The organism is Psychromarinibacter sp. S121 (assembly GCF_049801035.1).
Classification (GTDB): domain Bacteria; phylum Pseudomonadota; class Alphaproteobacteria; order Rhodobacterales; family Rhodobacteraceae; genus Psychromarinibacter.
In genome coordinates this window covers 613262-628792 of the sequence record NZ_JBNAGE010000003.1, presented here as the reverse complement: position 1 = coordinate 628792, position 15531 = coordinate 613262, and the positions used below count along the sequence as shown (strand labels likewise).

General features: G+C 66.9%; 15 protein-coding genes. 7 read left to right on the top strand and 8 right to left on the bottom strand.

Annotated features, from left to right (window positions below; genetic code table 11):
* Positions 1-81 precede the first annotated feature (81 nt).
* Positions 82-1194, top strand: coding sequence for a pyridoxal phosphate-dependent aminotransferase (locus ACP156_RS16780; RefSeq protein ID WP_425052508.1), 1113 nt, complete (start codon positions 82-84; stop codon positions 1192-1194).
* Positions 1195-1519: 325 nt separating this feature from the next.
* Here the strand turns inward: ACP156_RS16780 and ACP156_RS16775 are convergent, their stop codons facing one another.
* On the bottom strand, positions 1520-2716 hold the full coding sequence (locus ACP156_RS16775; RefSeq protein ID WP_425052507.1) for a pyridoxal-phosphate-dependent aminotransferase family protein: 1197 nt from the start codon (positions 2714-2716) through the stop codon (positions 1520-1522).
* 131 nt (positions 2717-2847) lie between these two features.
* On the opposite strand from ACP156_RS16775, the gene ACP156_RS16770 reads away from it, so the two are divergent.
* Positions 2848-3540: a fused DSP-PTPase phosphatase/NAD kinase-like protein gene (locus ACP156_RS16770; protein ID WP_425052506.1), complete on the top strand. Its 693-nt coding sequence runs from the start codon at positions 2848-2850 to the stop codon at positions 3538-3540.
* Positions 3537-5270, top strand: coding sequence for an ABC transporter ATP-binding protein (locus tag ACP156_RS16765; protein WP_425052505.1), 1734 nt, complete (start codon positions 3537-3539; stop codon positions 5268-5270). Before ACP156_RS16770 ends, ACP156_RS16765 begins: the two co-directional genes overlap by 4 nt.
* Before the next feature lie 5 nt (positions 5271-5275).
* Here ACP156_RS16765 and ACP156_RS16760 read toward each other — a convergent pair whose 3' ends face one another.
* From ACP156_RS16760 to ACP156_RS16750, 3 genes are all read right to left on the bottom strand, one after another.
* A complete protein-coding gene (locus ACP156_RS16760) occupies positions 5276-5890 on the bottom strand; it encodes a ferric reductase-like transmembrane domain-containing protein (protein WP_425052504.1) in 615 nt (204 codons plus the stop codon).
* Positions 5891-5896: 6 nt separating this feature from the next.
* A complete protein-coding gene (locus ACP156_RS16755) occupies positions 5897-6394 on the bottom strand; it encodes a twin-arginine translocation signal domain-containing protein (protein WP_425052503.1) in 498 nt (165 codons plus the stop codon).
* A 122-nt stretch (positions 6395-6516) separates the two neighbouring features.
* A complete protein-coding gene (locus ACP156_RS16750; protein ID WP_425052502.1) occupies positions 6517-7227 on the bottom strand; it encodes a TIGR04283 family arsenosugar biosynthesis glycosyltransferase in 711 nt (236 codons plus the stop codon).
* Positions 7228-7291: 64 nt separating this feature from the next.
* Between ACP156_RS16750 and ACP156_RS16745 the strand changes: the two genes are divergently transcribed.
* Together ACP156_RS16745 and ACP156_RS16740 are read left to right on the top strand one after the other, a co-directional pair.
* Positions 7292-8050 (top strand): YgfZ/GcvT domain-containing protein, encoded by a 759-nt coding sequence (locus tag ACP156_RS16745; RefSeq protein ID WP_425052501.1) that lies wholly within the window; start codon positions 7292-7294, stop codon positions 8048-8050.
* A complete protein-coding gene (locus tag ACP156_RS16740) occupies positions 8047-8859 on the top strand; it encodes a fructosamine kinase family protein (RefSeq protein ID WP_425052500.1) in 813 nt (270 codons plus the stop codon). Before ACP156_RS16745 ends, ACP156_RS16740 begins: the two co-directional genes overlap by 4 nt.
* Here ACP156_RS16740 and efp read toward each other — a convergent pair.
* On the bottom strand, positions 8856-9419 hold the full coding sequence (efp, locus tag ACP156_RS16735; RefSeq protein WP_425052499.1) for an elongation factor P: 564 nt from the start codon (positions 9417-9419) through the stop codon (positions 8856-8858). The two genes, ACP156_RS16740 and efp, sit on opposite strands and share 4 nt — an antisense overlap.
* Positions 9420-9632: 213 nt before the next feature.
* Between efp and ACP156_RS16730 the strand changes: the two genes are divergently transcribed.
* Together ACP156_RS16730 and ACP156_RS16725 are read left to right on the top strand one after the other, a co-directional pair.
* The gene (locus tag ACP156_RS16730; protein ID WP_275634398.1) at positions 9633-9962 is read left to right on the top strand and encodes a DUF6280 family protein; all 330 of its coding nucleotides are present in this window, start codon (positions 9633-9635) and stop codon (positions 9960-9962) included.
* Positions 9963-10077: 115 nt separating this feature from the next.
* Positions 10078-11532, top strand: a complete 1455-nt coding sequence (locus ACP156_RS16725; protein WP_425052498.1) for a cobyric acid synthase — start codon at positions 10078-10080, stop codon at positions 11530-11532.
* Here ACP156_RS16725 and ACP156_RS16720 read toward each other — a convergent pair.
* The 3 genes from ACP156_RS16720 to ACP156_RS16710 all read right to left on the bottom strand — a co-directional run bounded on the left by ACP156_RS16720 (position 11529) and on the right by ACP156_RS16710 (position 15156).
* Positions 11529-12899: a hypothetical protein gene (locus ACP156_RS16720; protein ID WP_425052497.1), complete on the bottom strand. Its 1371-nt coding sequence runs from the start codon at positions 12897-12899 to the stop codon at positions 11529-11531. The two genes, ACP156_RS16725 and ACP156_RS16720, sit on opposite strands and share 4 nt — an antisense overlap.
* 221 nt (positions 12900-13120) lie before the next feature.
* Positions 13121-14506, bottom strand: coding sequence for a TolC family outer membrane protein (locus ACP156_RS16715; protein WP_425052496.1), 1386 nt, complete (start codon positions 14504-14506; stop codon positions 13121-13123).
* Positions 14503-15156, bottom strand: coding sequence for a protein-L-isoaspartate O-methyltransferase family protein (locus ACP156_RS16710; protein ID WP_425052495.1), 654 nt, complete (start codon positions 15154-15156; stop codon positions 14503-14505). Before ACP156_RS16710 ends, ACP156_RS16715 begins: the two co-directional genes overlap by 4 nt.
* Positions 15157-15531 lie beyond the last annotated feature (375 nt).

The window sequence follows — 15531 nt, the reverse complement described above, 5'->3', positions numbered from 1 at the left end:
CATTCCCGCCAATGGCGGGACCGCGATCACACCGTGTTTCGCAATCTTTACCGTGCCGCGAAAACGTGCATTGTGCCGCCGATGACGACACCGCGCTACACCCCGCTCGCCGCCTCGCTGCCCGCCACCGTGCCCTTTGTCGGGCCCGAGACGCAGGAGCGCGCCCGAGGCGCCGCCTTCCGCGCCCGGCTCGGCGCGAACGAGTCGGTGTTCGGCCCCTCTCCGCTTGCCGTGGCCGCGATGCAGGCCGCCGCCGCCGACGTCTGGATGTACGGCGACCCCGAGAACCACGACCTGCGCAATGCGCTGGCCGAGGCGGAACAGGTCGCGCCTGAGAACGTCATCGTGGGCGAAGGCATCGACGGGCTGCTGGGCTATGTCGTGCGGCTGACGGTCGGCCCCGGCGACAGCGTCGTGACCTCGGACGGGGCGTATCCGACGTTCAACTACCACGTCGCGGGCTTCGGCGGCGCGTTGCACAAGGTCCCTTATCGCGACGACCGCGAGGACCCGCAGGCGCTGTTGGACAAGGCCGCCGAGACGGGGGCGAAGCTGATCTACCTCGCCAACCCGGACAATCCGATGGGCACGTGGCACGACGGCACGGTGATCGAGCGCATGATCGCGGATCTGCCTGACGGCTGCCTGCTGGTGCTGGACGAGGCCTATGCGCATTTCCTGCCGGCAGAGGCCATGCCGCGGATCGCGGCGGACGATCCCCGGGTGATCCGGTTCCGTACCTTCTCGAAAGCCTACGGGATGGCCGGTGCGCGCGTGGGCTACGGCATCGCCGCGCCCGGGCTGATCTCGGCATTCGACAAGGTGCGCAATCATTTCGGCATGTGCCGCATCAGCCAGGCCGGGGCGCTGGCGGCGCTGAACGACCCGGATTACATGGCCTCGGTCGTGGCGCAGGTCGGCTGGGCGCGCGAACGGATCGCGGCGATTGCCATGGCGAACGGGCTGACGCCCCTGCCCTCGGCCACGAACTTCGTCACCATCGACTGCGGCGCGGACGGCGACTTTGCCCGCACGGTGCTGCGCGAGTTGCTGGCGCGGGATATCTTCGTGCGGATGCCCTTCGTCGCGCCGCAGGACCGCTGCATCCGCATCTCTGCCGGAACCGGCGCGGACCTTGACCTGCTGGCCGAAATCCTGCCGCAGGCGCTGGAGGCCGCGCGCGCGAAATCGTGACGCACGGAGGCTCTGGCCGGGGCCGGACTTCGTGCTACGTTAGCGCCAACCAGACATCGGGCGGAGCGGGAGGACACCGCCCCCGATCACGGAGTGGCGCATGTCGTACAGGCGCGAGCACAATGAAAGGGCCCCGCTTCCGGGGGCCGGTCATGTCGAAGATTACACGACACCGTTTTTATGGGCGGCGGGCATGCTGCTGTTCGTCGCGCTGTTCGCGCTTTGGGCGAACTTCGGTCTGGCCTTCGTGCTGATCGTTGCCGCCGCCGCAGACTTCCTGTTGCAGCGCAAGGCGTAGCGGCGCGTTTCCGCGCCGCCGGTCCGTTCAGCGCCCGGCGCAGATGGCGGCCGCCGCCTCGAGCGCGCCCTTGCCGTGCGGGATCTCCAGCGCGGTCAGCGCCGCCTCCAGCGCGCCAAGCGCACCCAGCACCATCTGCGTGTTCACGTGGCCCATGTGGGCGATCCGGAAGAAGCCGTGCGACGACGGGTTCGAGCGGTCGACCATGCCGATGCCCAGGCCCAGCGTGACGCCAGCGTTGGCCTCGACCCATTTGCGCACGTCGTTGCCGTAGGGCGCGCCGATGGACAGCGCGGTGACCGCGTTCGACCGCTTCGAAGCGTCGGCGATGTTCATCTTCAGCGGACCCTCGGTGCCCCACGCGTCGAAGGCGGACCAGACAGCGCGTGCCAGCGTGGCGTGGCGGGCGAAGACCTGATCCAGACCTTCCTCGTTGATCATGTCCAGCGCGGCGCGCAGCCCGAACAGATGGTGCGTGGGCGCGGTGCCGCCGAAATACTGGTAGAATTCTTGCGGCCATGCGCGCGGACGCCAGTCCCAGTAGGTCGTCACGCAATTGGCATTGTCGCGGAAGCGGTCGGCTTTTTCGTTGAAGAACACGAAAGACAGGCCCGGCGGCGTCATCAGGCCCTTCTGGCAGGCGGCAACCATCAGGTCGACGCCCCATTCGTCCATCGGGAAGTCGTCGCAGGCAAGCGAGGCGATGCAATCGACCATGAACAGTGCGGGATGGCCCGCCTCGTCCAGCACGCGGCGGATGCCGGGAATGTCGTTGCGGACAGAGCTTGCCGTGTCCACGTGCACCACGATCACCGACTTGATGCGGTGTTCGGTGTCGGCGGCGATACGCTCGGCCACCTTCTCCAGATCGACGTCCGAGGACTTGCCGAAGTCCATCACGTCCAGTTCGATCCCCAGCCCCTCGGCATGCATCGACCACCCCAGCGCGAAACGGCCGGTCGCCAGCACAAGGCACAGGTCCCCACGCGAGTGGGTGTTGGCCATCGCGGCTTCCCATGCGCCGTGGCCGTTGGCGATGTAGATCGCAAGGTTGCCTTCGGTCTTCGCCACCTTTTTCAGGTCGGCCGCGATGCCCGCGACCTCGTCCACGATGGCGCCCTCGTAGATGTTCGGCGCGGCGCGGTGCATGGCGCGCAGCACGCGGTCGGGCATCACCGACGGTCCGGGGATGGCAAGGTATTCGCGGCCGTTGGCAAGCGACATGGGCTTTACTCCGATCTGTAACCCCATTCCGTTAGTCCCGCCCGCAGGCGGCGTCAATCGGTGCCCCGGCTTGTCCTGACGGCGGATTGCCATTACATCCCCGCCCTGCACTTCCACCGCCCGGATCGTACATGCTTGGCAAGCTCTTTCAGCGCATCCACGAGATCGAACGCCGCTTTTCCAAGACGTTCGGTCAGGATATCTCGACGCCCGCCAAGCGGCGGCAGGCGAAGTGGCATTTCTATCTGTCCGATCACGGCCTTCTGCGTACCCTCTGGACCAACATGGACGAGATCGCGCCGGGCGTCTGGCGGTCGAACCAGCCGTCTCCGGCGCGGCTGCGGAAGATCCACGCGATGGGCATTCGCACGATCCTGAACCTGCGGGGACAGGACACCTACGCGCATTACCTGTTCGAAAAAGAGACATGCGACGCGCTTGGGATCGAGTTGATCGACCACAAGATCTATGCCCGCTCTCTGGTCGCACGCGAGCAATTCCTGAAGCTCTTCGACATTTTCGACGATCTCGAGCACAAGAAACCCTTCCTGTTCCACTGCAAGTCGGGCGCGGACCGCGCCGGGCTGGTCGCCGCGATGTGGCTGATGGACAAGGAGGGCGCGAGCGTGGACGATGCGCGCAGGATGCTCGGACTGCGATATGCCCACCTCAAGCACACCCGGACCGGTCTGATGGACCACGTGCTGGACGTCTACGAGGCTGACGCCGCGCAGACGCCGATGACGCTGCGCCAGTGGTTCCACGACAGGTTCGACCCGCAGGCGGTCACCGCGTCCTTCAACGAGAAGCAGGCGCGCAAATGACCGACTCGCGCGCCCTGACGCGCTGGCTGTGGCGCAGCTATCTGCGGCGGCACATCTGGGTGATCCTGCTGGCCGTCCTTCTGATGGCGATCGAGGGCGGGATGCTGGGCGCGCTATCCTACCTGATTAAGCCGATGTTCGATCAGGTTTTCGTCGCGGGCGACCGCTCGGCGATCAAGTGGGTGGCGGGCGCTGTCTTCGGAGTGTTCCTGCTGCGGGCGCTGGCGGGCTTCGGGCAGCGGGTGCTGATGATGGCGGTCGGGCAGCGGGTCTCGGCCGCGCTGCAATCCGACATGGTCATGCACATGCTGCGGCTGGACAGCGGGTTCTTCCAGAAGAACTCTCCCGGCGTCCTGATCGAACGGGTGCGGGGCGATACGCTGGCGGCGGGAACGATCTGGTCCACCGTCTTCTCGGCGCTGGGGCGCGACGTGGTGGCGCTTTTGTCGCTGTTCGCGGTGGCGCTGTCGATCGACTGGGTCTGGACGCTGATCGCCGTGGCGGGCGCGCCGGTGCTGATGGGGCCGATGGTCCTGTTGCAGCGCTGGGTGCGGCGCACCACGCGGGCGGCGCGGAACTCGGCGGCGGTGCTGGCGACGCGGCTGGACGAGACATTCCACGGCATCGACACGATCAAGCTGAACACCATCGAAGAGCGCGAGGCGCAGCGCTATGCCGGTCAGCTTGACGGCTTCGTGCGGGCGCAGATCAAGTCCGAAGCCGGACAGGCCGGCATCCCGGCGATGATGGACATCGTGGCGGGCATCGGGTTCCTCGGCGTGCTGACCTACGGCGGGCTTCAGATCATCGATGGCACCAAGACCGTGGGCGAGTTCATGTCCTTCTTCACCGCCATGGCGCTGGTGTTCGAGCCGATGCGCCGGATCGGCAACGTGTCTGGCGCGTGGCAGGCCGCTTTGGCCAGTCTCGAGCGGCTGCATGCGGTGTTCGACGAACAGCCCACCATCACCTCGCCCGCGACGCCGCGCGCCCTGCCCGGCCCTGCCGCGCGGGCGGATGTGCGGCTGGACGGCGTCGAACTGGCCTATGGCGATCTGCCGGTCCTGCGCGGCGCGGGCTTCGTCGCCGAGGCGGGCAAGACCACGGCTTTGGTCGGTGCCTCGGGGGCGGGCAAAAGCACCGTGTTCCGCGTGCTGACGCGGCTGGTGGACCCGCAGTCGGGATCGGTGTCGGTCGGCGGCGTGCCGGTCTCGGACCTGCCGCTGGAGGACCTGCGCAAGCTGTTCTCGGTCGTGACGCAGGACGCGCAGCTTTTCGACGAGACGATCCGCGACAACGTGCTTCTGGGCCGCGACGACGCCCGGCTGACCGAGGCGCTGGACGCCGCCTATGTCTCGGACTTCCTGCCGCGTCTGTCGGCGGGCGCAGATACCGCCGCGGGCCCGCGCGGTTCGGCCCTGTCGGGCGGCCAGCGGCAGCGGGTCGCCATCGCGCGGGCGCTTTTGCGGGACGCGCCGATCCTGCTGCTGGACGAGGCGACCTCGGCGCTGGACGCGGCGAGCGAGGCGGCGGTACAGCAGGCGCTGGACAAGCTGTCTCGGGGCCGCACGACACTGGTCATCGCGCACCGGCTGGCGACCATCCGGCAGGCGGACAAGATCGTGGTGATGGATGCGGGCCGCGTGGTGGACGAAGGCACCCACGAGGAGCTGATCGCGCGCGGCGGGATCTATGCGGACCTGTACCGGCTGCAGTTCAGCGAAAGCTGAGGCCCCTAGCCCGACGCACGACGCCGGAGCACGCGCATGTCCAGCAGCGTGACCGCCGTCGCCACAAGAACGGCAATGCACAGCGCCCATTTCGACACCAGTTCCATCGCGCCCTCGATCTGCACCGCGTGCACCACCGTGGCGACCACGACCACCGCCGCCAGCGCGTTGTGCGCCCGCCGCCACAGCACCGGGCGGGCGATCCGCCTGCGGGCCAATGCCATCAGCCCGGTCAGCAGCACGCCCCACATCGCCGTGACCCCGTAGACAGAAAACGGCGTCGGCGCGACCAGCAGCAGCGCATCCAGCGTGTCGGGCGGGCTGGTGATGTAAAGCCCTCCGACGTGCGCCACGACGCAGACCACCACCGCCACGCCCGTCCTGCGGTGCCAGCGCCGCCCGCCGGGGCCGCGCAGGCCCGGCAGGTAGCCTGCGACCATCAGGGGCTGGATCAGCAGCAGCGACAACGCAAGGATGCCGGCGAAGCCGCCGGTGATATAGGCGGCGTCCCGGTACGCGAGCCACGGGCTGAACGCCGCCAGCACCACAGGCCCGAACGCCGCCGTCAACAGCAGCGCCCAGATCAGTATGGCGGGAAGGCGTCGGCCGGGTCCGGTCAAACGCGATCAGGCGGCGGCAAGCACGAAATCCGCGCTGACCGAAGTGTCGCTGGGGCTGCCCATCACGGGCCGCAGGAACACTGTCTGATACGCCCCGTCGTCATAGGCGAGGTGCGCGTGGGGCTGGCCGAAGTTCGGTACGATCTGCTCCATCTCCAGCGCGAAACTGCCGTCAGACTGTGTCAGGACCGAGCCGTGGTTCTTCGGCTCGCGCTCGCCGCCCAGCGTGGTCGCCGCCCAGATCTGGATGCGCACCCCGTCCAGCGGCTGCCCGTCGGCGGCGTTCAGAACCTTGCCGGTCACGTGGAAGCCGCTGCCGAGGCTGTCGACCAGCGGTGCGCCGGGGCGGTAGTTGTTGCTGCCGCCGCGCATCGACTGGGTGGGGGCAAGGCCGCTGGCAGCCATGGCGGGCCGGATCAGGCCGGACGACCCGGTCGCAAGGGCAGCGGCGGAGAGCCCGGCGGAAACGAGAAACGAACGGCGGTTGTAGAAAGGCGCGTGCATCGCGGCTTCTCCCTGTATCAGCTGTCTGGTGGCAGGTTCCGTTGCGACAAGACTAGCGCCTTGCGGCCCTCGTTTCATCCCGCCCGTGGGTGACAGCGCGCCACGATTGCGTGAGCGGGCGTCTAGCCGCCGCTGCGCCGCCCGTCATGGCCCTTTTCATAGCTCTTGCGCAGCCGCTCGGGGTCGGTACCCATAAGGTAGCGGGTCAGCGTCACAAGGTTCCTGCCGCCCCGCCGCAGCCAACCGTCGCGCTGGTAGCGTTCGGCGCTGGTCCACGCGCGGGCGTCCAATTCCACCAGCCGCCCGCCCAGTTTCTGCGCCAATGCCACGTCCTCCATCAGCGAAATGTCCGGGAAACCGCCCACGCGGTCGTACAGCCTGCGCGAAATAAGCAGCCCCTGATCGCCATAGGGCAACCCGAAGGCGCGCGACCGCCAGTTGGCCCAACCCGCGACCACCCGCGGCGCAAGCCCCGACGCGCGGAACCCAAGCCGGAAGTACCCCGCATGCTCTTCACGGTCTCTCAGGTGATCCAGCAGCGCAGCAGACCAGCCGTCGCCAAGGCAGGTGTCGGCGTGCAGGAACAGCAGCCATTCGCCGCCCGCCCATTCCGCGCCGCGCCTCAACTGCGTGCCGCGCCCCGCCGGGCCGCTGACCACCATTGCGCCGGCCTCTTCCCCCAGCCGTGGCGTACCGTCGGTCGAGCCGCCGTCGCTGAGAATGAGCTCACGGATCAGCCCTGCCTCCAGCCCTTCGCCAAGACAGCCCAGCGTCGCGGGCAGCACCTCTGCCGCGTTCAGGGTCGGGATCACGATGGAAACGGGGGCGCGCATGGGTCCTTTCGCTCGTCCGCTCACGGATTATATTACCCGTTCGAGCACAAGGGGGCACGGATTAATGCAGGCCGACAGAATTGCAGACCGCCGGATCATCGCCGTCAGCGGCGCGGACCGCGAAGAATTCTTGCAGGGGCTCGTCACGAACGATGTCAAACGGCTGTCGCAGGGGCTGGTCTATGCCGCCCTGCTGACCCCGCAGGGCAAGTACCTTGCCGATTTCATGCTGGTGCCTGCCGGAGACGAGATCCTGATCGACGTGCAGGAGAATCTGGCCGATGGCCTGATGAAACGCCTGACGCTGTACAAACTGCGGTCGAAGGTCGTGCTGGAAGACCGGGACACGCCGGTCTGGCGCGGGCTGGGCGACGCGCCGGATGGCGCTTTCGCAGATCCGCGCGATGCCAGCCTTGGCTGGCGGTTCTACGGCGCGCTTGACGCCGATCCCCTGGACGCCGACTGGGACGCGCTGCGGGTCGCCGCCTGCGTGCCGGAAAGCGGGATCGAACTGATCCCGGACGACAGCTACATCCTTGAAACCGGGTTCGAGCGTCTGTCCGGCGTGGACTTCAGGAAAGGCTGCTATGTCGGCCAAGAGGTCACCGCGCGGATGAAGCACAAGACCGAACTGCGCAAGGGTCTTGTCCGCGTGCCTGTCGAGGGCGCTGCGCCCGCCGGAACCGCGATCGAGGTGGACGGCAAACCGGCTGGCACGCTGTTCACGCAGGCGGGGGGCCATGGCCTTGCCTACCTGCGGTTCGACCGCGCCAAGCCGGGGATGACCGCAGGCGGCGCGACGGTTCAGCCGCCGGAACAGTGAGCGCAGCGCTTTCCGATGCGATTGGCCGCCTGACCGGGGCGAAAGTCACCGGGCTGCGGCCGCTTCAGGGCGGTGACTTGTCTTCGGTGTCCCGCGTCGCGCTGGACGACGGCCGCACCGTCATCGCCAAATCGGGACCCGAGGCGCAGGCAGAGGCCGGGATGCTTCGGGCCATCCGCGCGACCGGGTGCCCCTGCCCCGAGGTGGTGGCGGATGCGCCGGGCCTGCTGCTGATGACCGAACTGACAGACGGCGGCGAACCCACCCAAGCCGCATGGGTCGCCTGCGGCGCGGCTGTGGCGCAGCTTCATGCCGCAACCGGCGATGCCTACGGCTGGACCGCCGACCACGCCTTTGGCCCGGTGCCGATCCGCAACGTGCCGATGGACAACTGGCCCGGCTTCTGGGCGGAACGCAGGCTGCTGGCGGATGTGGGCGCTTTGCCCCTAGACCTCGCCCGCCGGCTCGAGAGGCTGTCACACCGCCTCACCGGCCTTCTGCCGGCCACTCCGCCCTCCGCCCTGCTGCATGGCGACCTGTGGTCCGGCAACGTCCTGTGGGGCCCGCAGGGCTTCTCCGGCGTCATCGACCCGGCGTGCTATCACGGCCACGCCGAGGTGGATCTTGCGATGCTGTCGCTGTTCGGCCGGATCGGGGACGGCTTTTTCGCGGGCTACGGCACCCCTGAGCCCGGACTACAGGAACGCCGGCCGCTGTATCAGCTTTGGCCGGCGCTTGTTCATCTTCGGCTGTTCGGAAGCGGCTATCGCGGCCTTGTGGACCGCCTGCTGACCGCCGTGGGCGCTTAGGCGCGTTCCGAGTATTCCATCGTCTCGGTGTTGACGATGATGTCCTCGTCCTGACCCACGAACGGCGGCACCATCACCTTGACGCCGCAATCGAGGATCGCCGGCTTGAACGAGTTGGCGGCGGTCTGGCCCTTCACCACCGGCTCGGTCTCGACGACCTTGCAGGTGACCTTCTGGGGCAGCGTCGCGTTCAGCGCCTCGGATTCATAATATTCGATCTGAACAACCATGCCGTCCTGCAGGAACGGGCGGCGGTCGCCGAGGATGTCGGCGGGCAGTTCGATCTGCTCGTAGGTCTCGTTGTCCATGAACACGAGCATCCCGTCGGTTTCGTACAGGAACTGCTGGTCCTTCTGTTCCAGACGGACGCGTTCCACCTTGTCGGCGGACCGAAAACGCTCGTTCAGCTTCGAGCCGTTGCGCAGGTTGCGCAGTTCGACCTGTGCAAAGGCGCCGCCCTTGCCGGGCTTCACGTGGTCGACCTTGACCGCAGACCACAGGCCGCCGTCATGTTCCAGCACGTTACCGGGCCGAATTTCGTTTCCGTTGATCTTGGGCATGGACAAAACCGTGGCAGAAGGTTGATCGGAATTGGTCGCACCCTATATCTGCGCGGTATGCCCATGGCAAGACGACTAAATACGGTAACCATACCGGACAAGCCATGCGCTAGGCGCATAGGTGCCATTCCAAATGGGAAATACCGAATCGCGCGGAAAAAGCCATAGTGGCCGCCACGCCAGAAAACGCAAGAGCAATAAAAAGGACGTCGAATGACTGATTTCGTTGACGGCACTGCATTCAACTACGAACAGGGTCAGCGCGCTCGCAAACTCTTTGCGGCCGTAGTCCTTGCTGCGCTGGACGATGCGATTGCCGACGACAAGAAGTACGGCAACGGCCCCGATCAGATCGCGCGGTGGGCGCGGTCGCGTGACGGCCGGGAAGTGCTCAGCTGCGCAGGTATCGACCCGAACGAACGTGTTGTTCAGGGCCTGATGACCTTCGTAGAAAAAGGTGTGCGGACCTCGGTCGCGCTCAGCCGCGAAGAGTCCGAGCGCCGCAATGCCGCGCTGCTCGCGGAGCAGGCCGAAGCGGCCTGATATCCACAAAACACGCTGCCAATAGAAAGACGCGCCCCGTCGGGGCGCGTTTTTCTGTTTCAGGTTGGGGTTTTGCACCGTTCGCGCTACGCCTGACACGGAAAACGGGGGGCGCATGACGAAAGCGATCATGATCCAGGGCGCGGGCTCGAACGTCGGCAAGTCGCTTGTCGTCGCGGGCTTGGCGCGGGCGCTGTTGCGACGTGGCCTGTCGGTCGCCCCCTTCAAGCCGCAGAATATGTCGAACAACGCTGCCGTCACCGTGGACGGAGGCGAGATCGGGCGCGCGCAGGCTTTGCAGGCGCGCGCAGCAGGGCGTGACGCGGTGGTGGACATGAACCCGGTGCTGCTGAAGCCCGAAACGGACACGGGCGCACAGGTGATCGTGCAGGGTCAGCGCGTGGCTACGCTGAAGGCGCGCGACTACGGCGCGATGAAGGCGCGGTTGCTGCCCTCGGTGCTTCAAAGCTTCCACCGCCTCTGCGTGGGCGCCGACATCGTGCTGGTCGAAGGCGCGGGCAGCCCGGCAGAGGTGAACCTTCGCGCCGGTGACATCGCCAACATGGGCTTCGCCGAGGCGGCGGGCGTGCCGGTTGTCCTTGTCGGCGACATCGACCGTGGCGGCGTGATCGCACAACTGGTCGGCACCAGCACAGTGCTTCCGGATGCGGACCGCAATCGTATTAAAGGCTTCATGGTCAACAAGTTCCGCGGCGATGTTACACTCTTTGACGAAGGCATGACGGCCATCGCCGACCACACCGGATGGGCGCCATTGGGCGTGCTGCCATGGTTCCCGGACGCATGGCGGCTGCCTGCAGAGGACGTCATGGACATCCGGTCGCGCAGGGGCGGAACGCTGAAGATCGCGGTGCCCCGGCTGAACCGGATCGCCAATTTCGACGACCTCGATCCGCTGAAGGCCGAACCGGGCGTCAGCGTCGAGATCATCGAACAGGGCCGCCCCCTGCCCGGCGACGCCGCAATGGTGCTGATGCCCGGATCGAAGTCCACCATCGCCGACCTTGCCGATTTCCGTGCGCAGGGCTGGGACATCGACCTGCAAGCGCATGTGCGGCGCGGCGGTCATGTCGTGGGGCTATGTGGCGGCTATCAGATGCTGGGTCTGGAGATCGCCGATCCCGAGGGGCTGGAGGGCCCGCCGTCCCGAGTGCCGGGACTTGGTCTGCTGGACGTCACCACCGTGATGCAACCGCGGAAGCGCCTGTCGCTGACCCGCGCCCGCGCCCTGCCCGGCGGTGAACCGGTCGAAGGGTACGAGATTCACCTCGGCCAGACCGAGGGCCCCGATTGCGCCCGTCCGTGGGTCGAGATCGACGGCCGCCCCGAGGGCGCGCAAAGCGCCGACGGTCGTGTGCGCGGGTGTTACCTGCACGGCCTGTTCGCCGCCGATGCGTTCCGCGGGGCCTATCTTTCCCAGTTGGGTGGCCCGGCAAGCGACACCCGGTTCGAGGCGGGCGTTGACGAGACGCTCGACGCCCTCGCGGCCCATATCGAGGCGGCGGTGGACGTCGACCGTTTGCTGGGGCTGGCGGAGCCCGTGGCCTAGCTGGACAGGTCCCGCAGGGCCAGCGCGCGTTCGATCTCGCGCCGGATCAGACGGCGGACGTTGCGCGTGATCCGCTCGCCCAGCACGCCCTGAAGCTCTTCGCGGACCAGTTCGGCCACCATCTCGCGCAGCGCTTCCTCGTCAAGCACGGCTTCTTCGCCGGCGAGCACCGAGTCGTCCTGCGCATCCGGCAGGTCATCGTCGAAATCGTCGGTCTCTTCCGCGAAGGACTCGACCGTCTCGTCCGCCCCGGAATAATCGCCAAAACTGTCGGTATCCTCGAAATCTTCCCAGTCCGCGGCGGGTTCTTCCTCCACTGGTTCGGGTGCCGGACGTTCGGCCTTCGCACCCGTCCGGGCGGTGAAAAACGCGATCTCGGGCTCGGGCGCTTCGTCGGCCTCCGGCTCTGCTTCGTGCTCGGGCGCCGGTGTGGCAAGTTCCTCGTCCGCCGCTTCGGTCGCCTCTGCCTCGGCACTGTCGTCAACGTCCGCCGCGGCCTCGGTCTCTGCCGCGGCTTCGGCGGCTTCCTTTTCCTCGGCCTCGGCAAGGAACCGGTCGATCGAGGCGACGATGTCGATCTGGTCGTCCGCTTCCGCCGTCTCCGCCTCTGGCGCTTCGTCGGGTTCGTCCGCGAGGGCCACAAGGTCTTCGTCGACCTCCGCCGTCTCGTCCGCAGCCTCTTCCGGCGCCTCTTCCTGCGTGGCGAGGTCTTCCGTTTCTTCCGTGGATTCAGCGAAAATCGAGACCTCTTCAGCCTCGGCCGTTTTGGACGCCTCCTGCGCGCCGTCTGCCTCGGCGGCGGCGGCTTCCGGCTCTACCGGGTCTTCCGTCAGAAGAAACGGCGAGGTGTCCACCGCTTCGGCTTCGTCCATGCTGGCATTCTCGGGCTCTGCGTCCGAAACCGCTTCGTCGCCGTGGCCTTCAAGGTCGGCCATGGCGGCGGCGGCAGCCTCGCGCTCCCAGTCGGCAAGGAAATCGTAATTCGCGTCGGCACTTAGCGGCCGCGTCTCGTCACTTGACCCATCCTCGCTTCCGTCCGGCTCCCACGTGCCTCCGGCGCGCACCAGTGCGGCTTCCAGTCCGGCGATGCGATCTTCAAGGCTGAGGGTCGGCACAACCGCATCGGTGTTCGCCGCTTCAGGCGCGGCCTCAGCCGTCTCGGCTTCGATTGTCTCGACTTCGGCGGCCTCGGCTTCGGAAACCTCGGCTTCGGCCTCTTCAAACTCGGCGGTATCGGGTTCCGCAGATTCCGATTCTTCCGTGGCGACAGGATTCGTCAGGTGGATGACGGACGAATTGTCCGCCTCGGCAGCCTCTGGATCGGTCCCGTTGGCGACTGTTTCCTCTTCGTCAGCCGAATCGCCCACACGTTGAGCGGGTGTCAGGACAAGCCGATCCTTCGCCTCCGAAACCTCGGCACGGCGGCGCGCAGGGTGCGGTTCTTCAGAAACCAGACGCCTTATGGACGACAGGACATCTTCGATTTCAACCTTGGAAACCGGATCCGGCATGCGCAATCCCTTTGTATACTGCTCTGGTCCAGTCTACCCAAGCGGGCGATACCAGACAACTCTTGCAGCTTTGTTGATTATTTGCCGAGGCTTCTGAGCACACGATCAAGTTTTTCCCCCTGCGGACTGACATAGGTCGTCGGGGCGTTCTTGACAGTGTTGTAATAGGCTTCGGGGTCGTAGGTCAGGATCCCGAGGTCGAGATGCTCGACCGTCAGCAGGCCCATGGTCGCGAGCAGCGAGTAAACCGCGACGAACTGGTTGATCTCGGCCTGGATCAGCGAGGCGCGGGCATCCAGCAGGTTCTGTTCGGCATCCAGCACATCCAGTGTCGTGCGCGCGCCAAGCGAGGCCTCTTCCCGCACCCCGTTGAAAGCCACGGTGCTGGCGTTGACCTGCCGCTGGCTGGCGTCCGTGCTGGCGATCGCGACGCGAAGCGCCGTCCACGCGTTGGCCACGTCCTGCTTGACCGTCACCACCGCTTGCAACAGTTCTGCGCGGTCGCCCTCGGACGCGGCAATCGCCTGCCGCAACGCCGACGCCAGCGCGCCGCCGGAATAGATCGTCTGGTTCAGCGACAGAGTGGCGGTCACGCTGTCGTTCCATTCATGGTCGACACCGGCCGACACGCTGCCGGTCAGGCTGGGACGCATGGCGGCGCGGGCGCGGCCGATGTTCAGCTCGGCCACCGTTACCTCGCGCTGGCGCTGATGGATCAGCGGGTGCGTCTTGACCGCGATGGCGATGGCTTCCTCCAGCGTGTTGGCCGTCATCGGCGGCACGCTGGGGCGTACGAGGTTCGTGGGATAGTCGCCTACAGCGGCCTTGTAAGCCTCGCGCGCGACGTTGTAATCGCCCTCCGCCGCGGCAAGGGCGGCGCGGGCGGCGGCCAGCGCGGCCTCGGCCTGCGACACGTCGGTGCGGGTGACCTCGCCAACCTGAAAGCGCTGTTCCGCGGCGCGAAGTTCCGAGGTGATGACCCGCACGTTGTTGCGCCGCAGCTCGACAAAGCGGGCGGACCGGATCACCTCCATATAGGCGCGCACCGCCGTCAGCAGCACCTGCTGCTCGACCTGAACCAGCACGTCGCGGGTCAGCAGCACGGTCTCTTTCGCAACGTTGATCGCCAGCGGCGTCCGGCCGAAATCGTAGATCGTCATCTGCGCGGTCAGCGCCAGCGACGCGGTATAATTGTCGGTCAGCGGGCGCGGATGGGCGTATCCGGCCGTCACCGCCCATTGCAGAACCGGCCGCAACGTGGCGATGGCTTGCGCCACATCCTCGTCCGCGGCGCGCAGCAACGCGCGGTTCTGTAGCAGCAGGTTCGAGTTGTTATAGGCCGCAATCAGCGCATCGGTCAGGGTCTCGGCGCGGGCGGCGGCGGTCGACGCGGCAAGCACGCACCCGGCGACGGCGGCCGTCAGGTACCGCCGGAAACGGGTGGGTCCGCGCCGCGCGGTCACAGCACGAATTCCGCCGATCGGGCGAAGCCGGGCAGGACCGGCGCACTGGCGTCGAAGGCCCAGCGCCAGCTAAGCACGCCGTCGGCCTTGATCCCGATCCGGGCTTGGCACAGGGCGCCTTCGGCGAACAGCGCCCCGATGCGACCGCCGTCCTTCAACTGATCGGCCAGCGCCTGCGGCAGCGTCTCGACCGCCCCTTCGACAAGGATCACGTCGTAGGGCCCGTGCTTCGGCGCGCCTTCGTTCAGCGGCGCGGTGACCACCGCGGCGTTGTCGGCCGAGATCTCGGACAGCAATGCCTCGGCTTCGGCGGCCAGGGTTTCATCCGCCTCGACGGCAACGACCGCTTCGGCAAGCCGCGACACGACCGCCGTGGCGTAGCCAAGCCCGCAGCCAAGGTCGAGCACAAGATCGTCGGTGTCGATCTCAAGCGCATCCAGAAGCTTTGCAAGGGTGCGCGGCGCAAGGACGGTGCGGCCGGGCGCAAGGTCGATATTGTCGTCGACATAGGCGGTGGGCCGGGCGTCGTCCGGAACGAACCGTTCGCGCGGAACCTCGAGCATGGCGTCGATGATCGGATACTTGGTGACATCGGAGGGCCGGACCTGCGTATCCACCATCATCCTGCGGCGCGTTGCGTGATCGGTCATGGAAGTGAACTCTCCGGTCTGGATTGCCAAAGTCTGATGCCACATCCGCGCGCTGTGAACAACATATCAGCTTCACCCGGCAAACAGATCCGCACGTCTGGCCCCGCCGGTGGCTTGTGGTGAGACAAGTTGGTGCGGAAGGTCCGCGACCTTTGCATTTTGCCGAATGCTGGGCGGGAATGCCCTGCTCTGGCGGCACGGCCAAACGGACCGACCCATGCGGTGCAGGGAGGGCGTACTGGCCCCAGGCGGGTAGGAGATCGCCCGTTTCCCGTGACGGTAGACCCAGCGAGGACCAAATGACGCTGACCGATTCGCGAGACTGCTCGGGGTGCCGCGAACGTGGGCAAAGCGGGGATCGAGACCGGGACCTGT

What these genes read in the sequence shown, in the direction of transcription:
- ACP156_RS16770 (WP_425052506.1), top strand. Translation starts at nt 2,848, where the DNA reads ATGCTTGGCAAGCTCTTTCAGCGCATCCACGAGATCGAACGCCGCTTT.
- ACP156_RS16710 (WP_425052495.1), bottom strand. Translation starts at nt 15,156, where the DNA reads ATGACCGATCACGCAACGCGCCGCAGGATGATGGTGGATACGCAGGTC.
- ACP156_RS16730 (WP_275634398.1), top strand. Translation starts at nt 9,633, where the DNA reads ATGACTGATTTCGTTGACGGCACTGCATTCAACTACGAACAGGGTCAG.
- ACP156_RS16780 (WP_425052508.1), top strand. Translation starts at nt 82, where the DNA reads ATGACGACACCGCGCTACACCCCGCTCGCCGCCTCGCTGCCCGCCACC.
- ACP156_RS16755 (WP_425052503.1), bottom strand. Translation starts at nt 6,394, where the DNA reads ATGCACGCGCCTTTCTACAACCGCCGTTCGTTTCTCGTTTCCGCCGGG.
- ACP156_RS16765 (WP_425052505.1), top strand. Translation starts at nt 3,537, where the DNA reads ATGACCGACTCGCGCGCCCTGACGCGCTGGCTGTGGCGCAGCTATCTG.
- ACP156_RS16775 (WP_425052507.1), bottom strand. Translation starts at nt 2,716, where the DNA reads ATGTCGCTTGCCAACGGCCGCGAATACCTTGCCATCCCCGGACCGTCG.
- ACP156_RS16725 (WP_425052498.1), top strand. Translation starts at nt 10,078, where the DNA reads ATGACGAAAGCGATCATGATCCAGGGCGCGGGCTCGAACGTCGGCAAG.
- ACP156_RS16745 (WP_425052501.1), top strand. Translation starts at nt 7,292, where the DNA reads ATGCAGGCCGACAGAATTGCAGACCGCCGGATCATCGCCGTCAGCGGC.
- ACP156_RS16750 (WP_425052502.1), bottom strand. Translation starts at nt 7,227, where the DNA reads ATGCGCGCCCCCGTTTCCATCGTGATCCCGACCCTGAACGCGGCAGAG.
- efp (WP_425052499.1), bottom strand. Translation starts at nt 9,419, where the DNA reads ATGCCCAAGATCAACGGAAACGAAATTCGGCCCGGTAACGTGCTGGAA.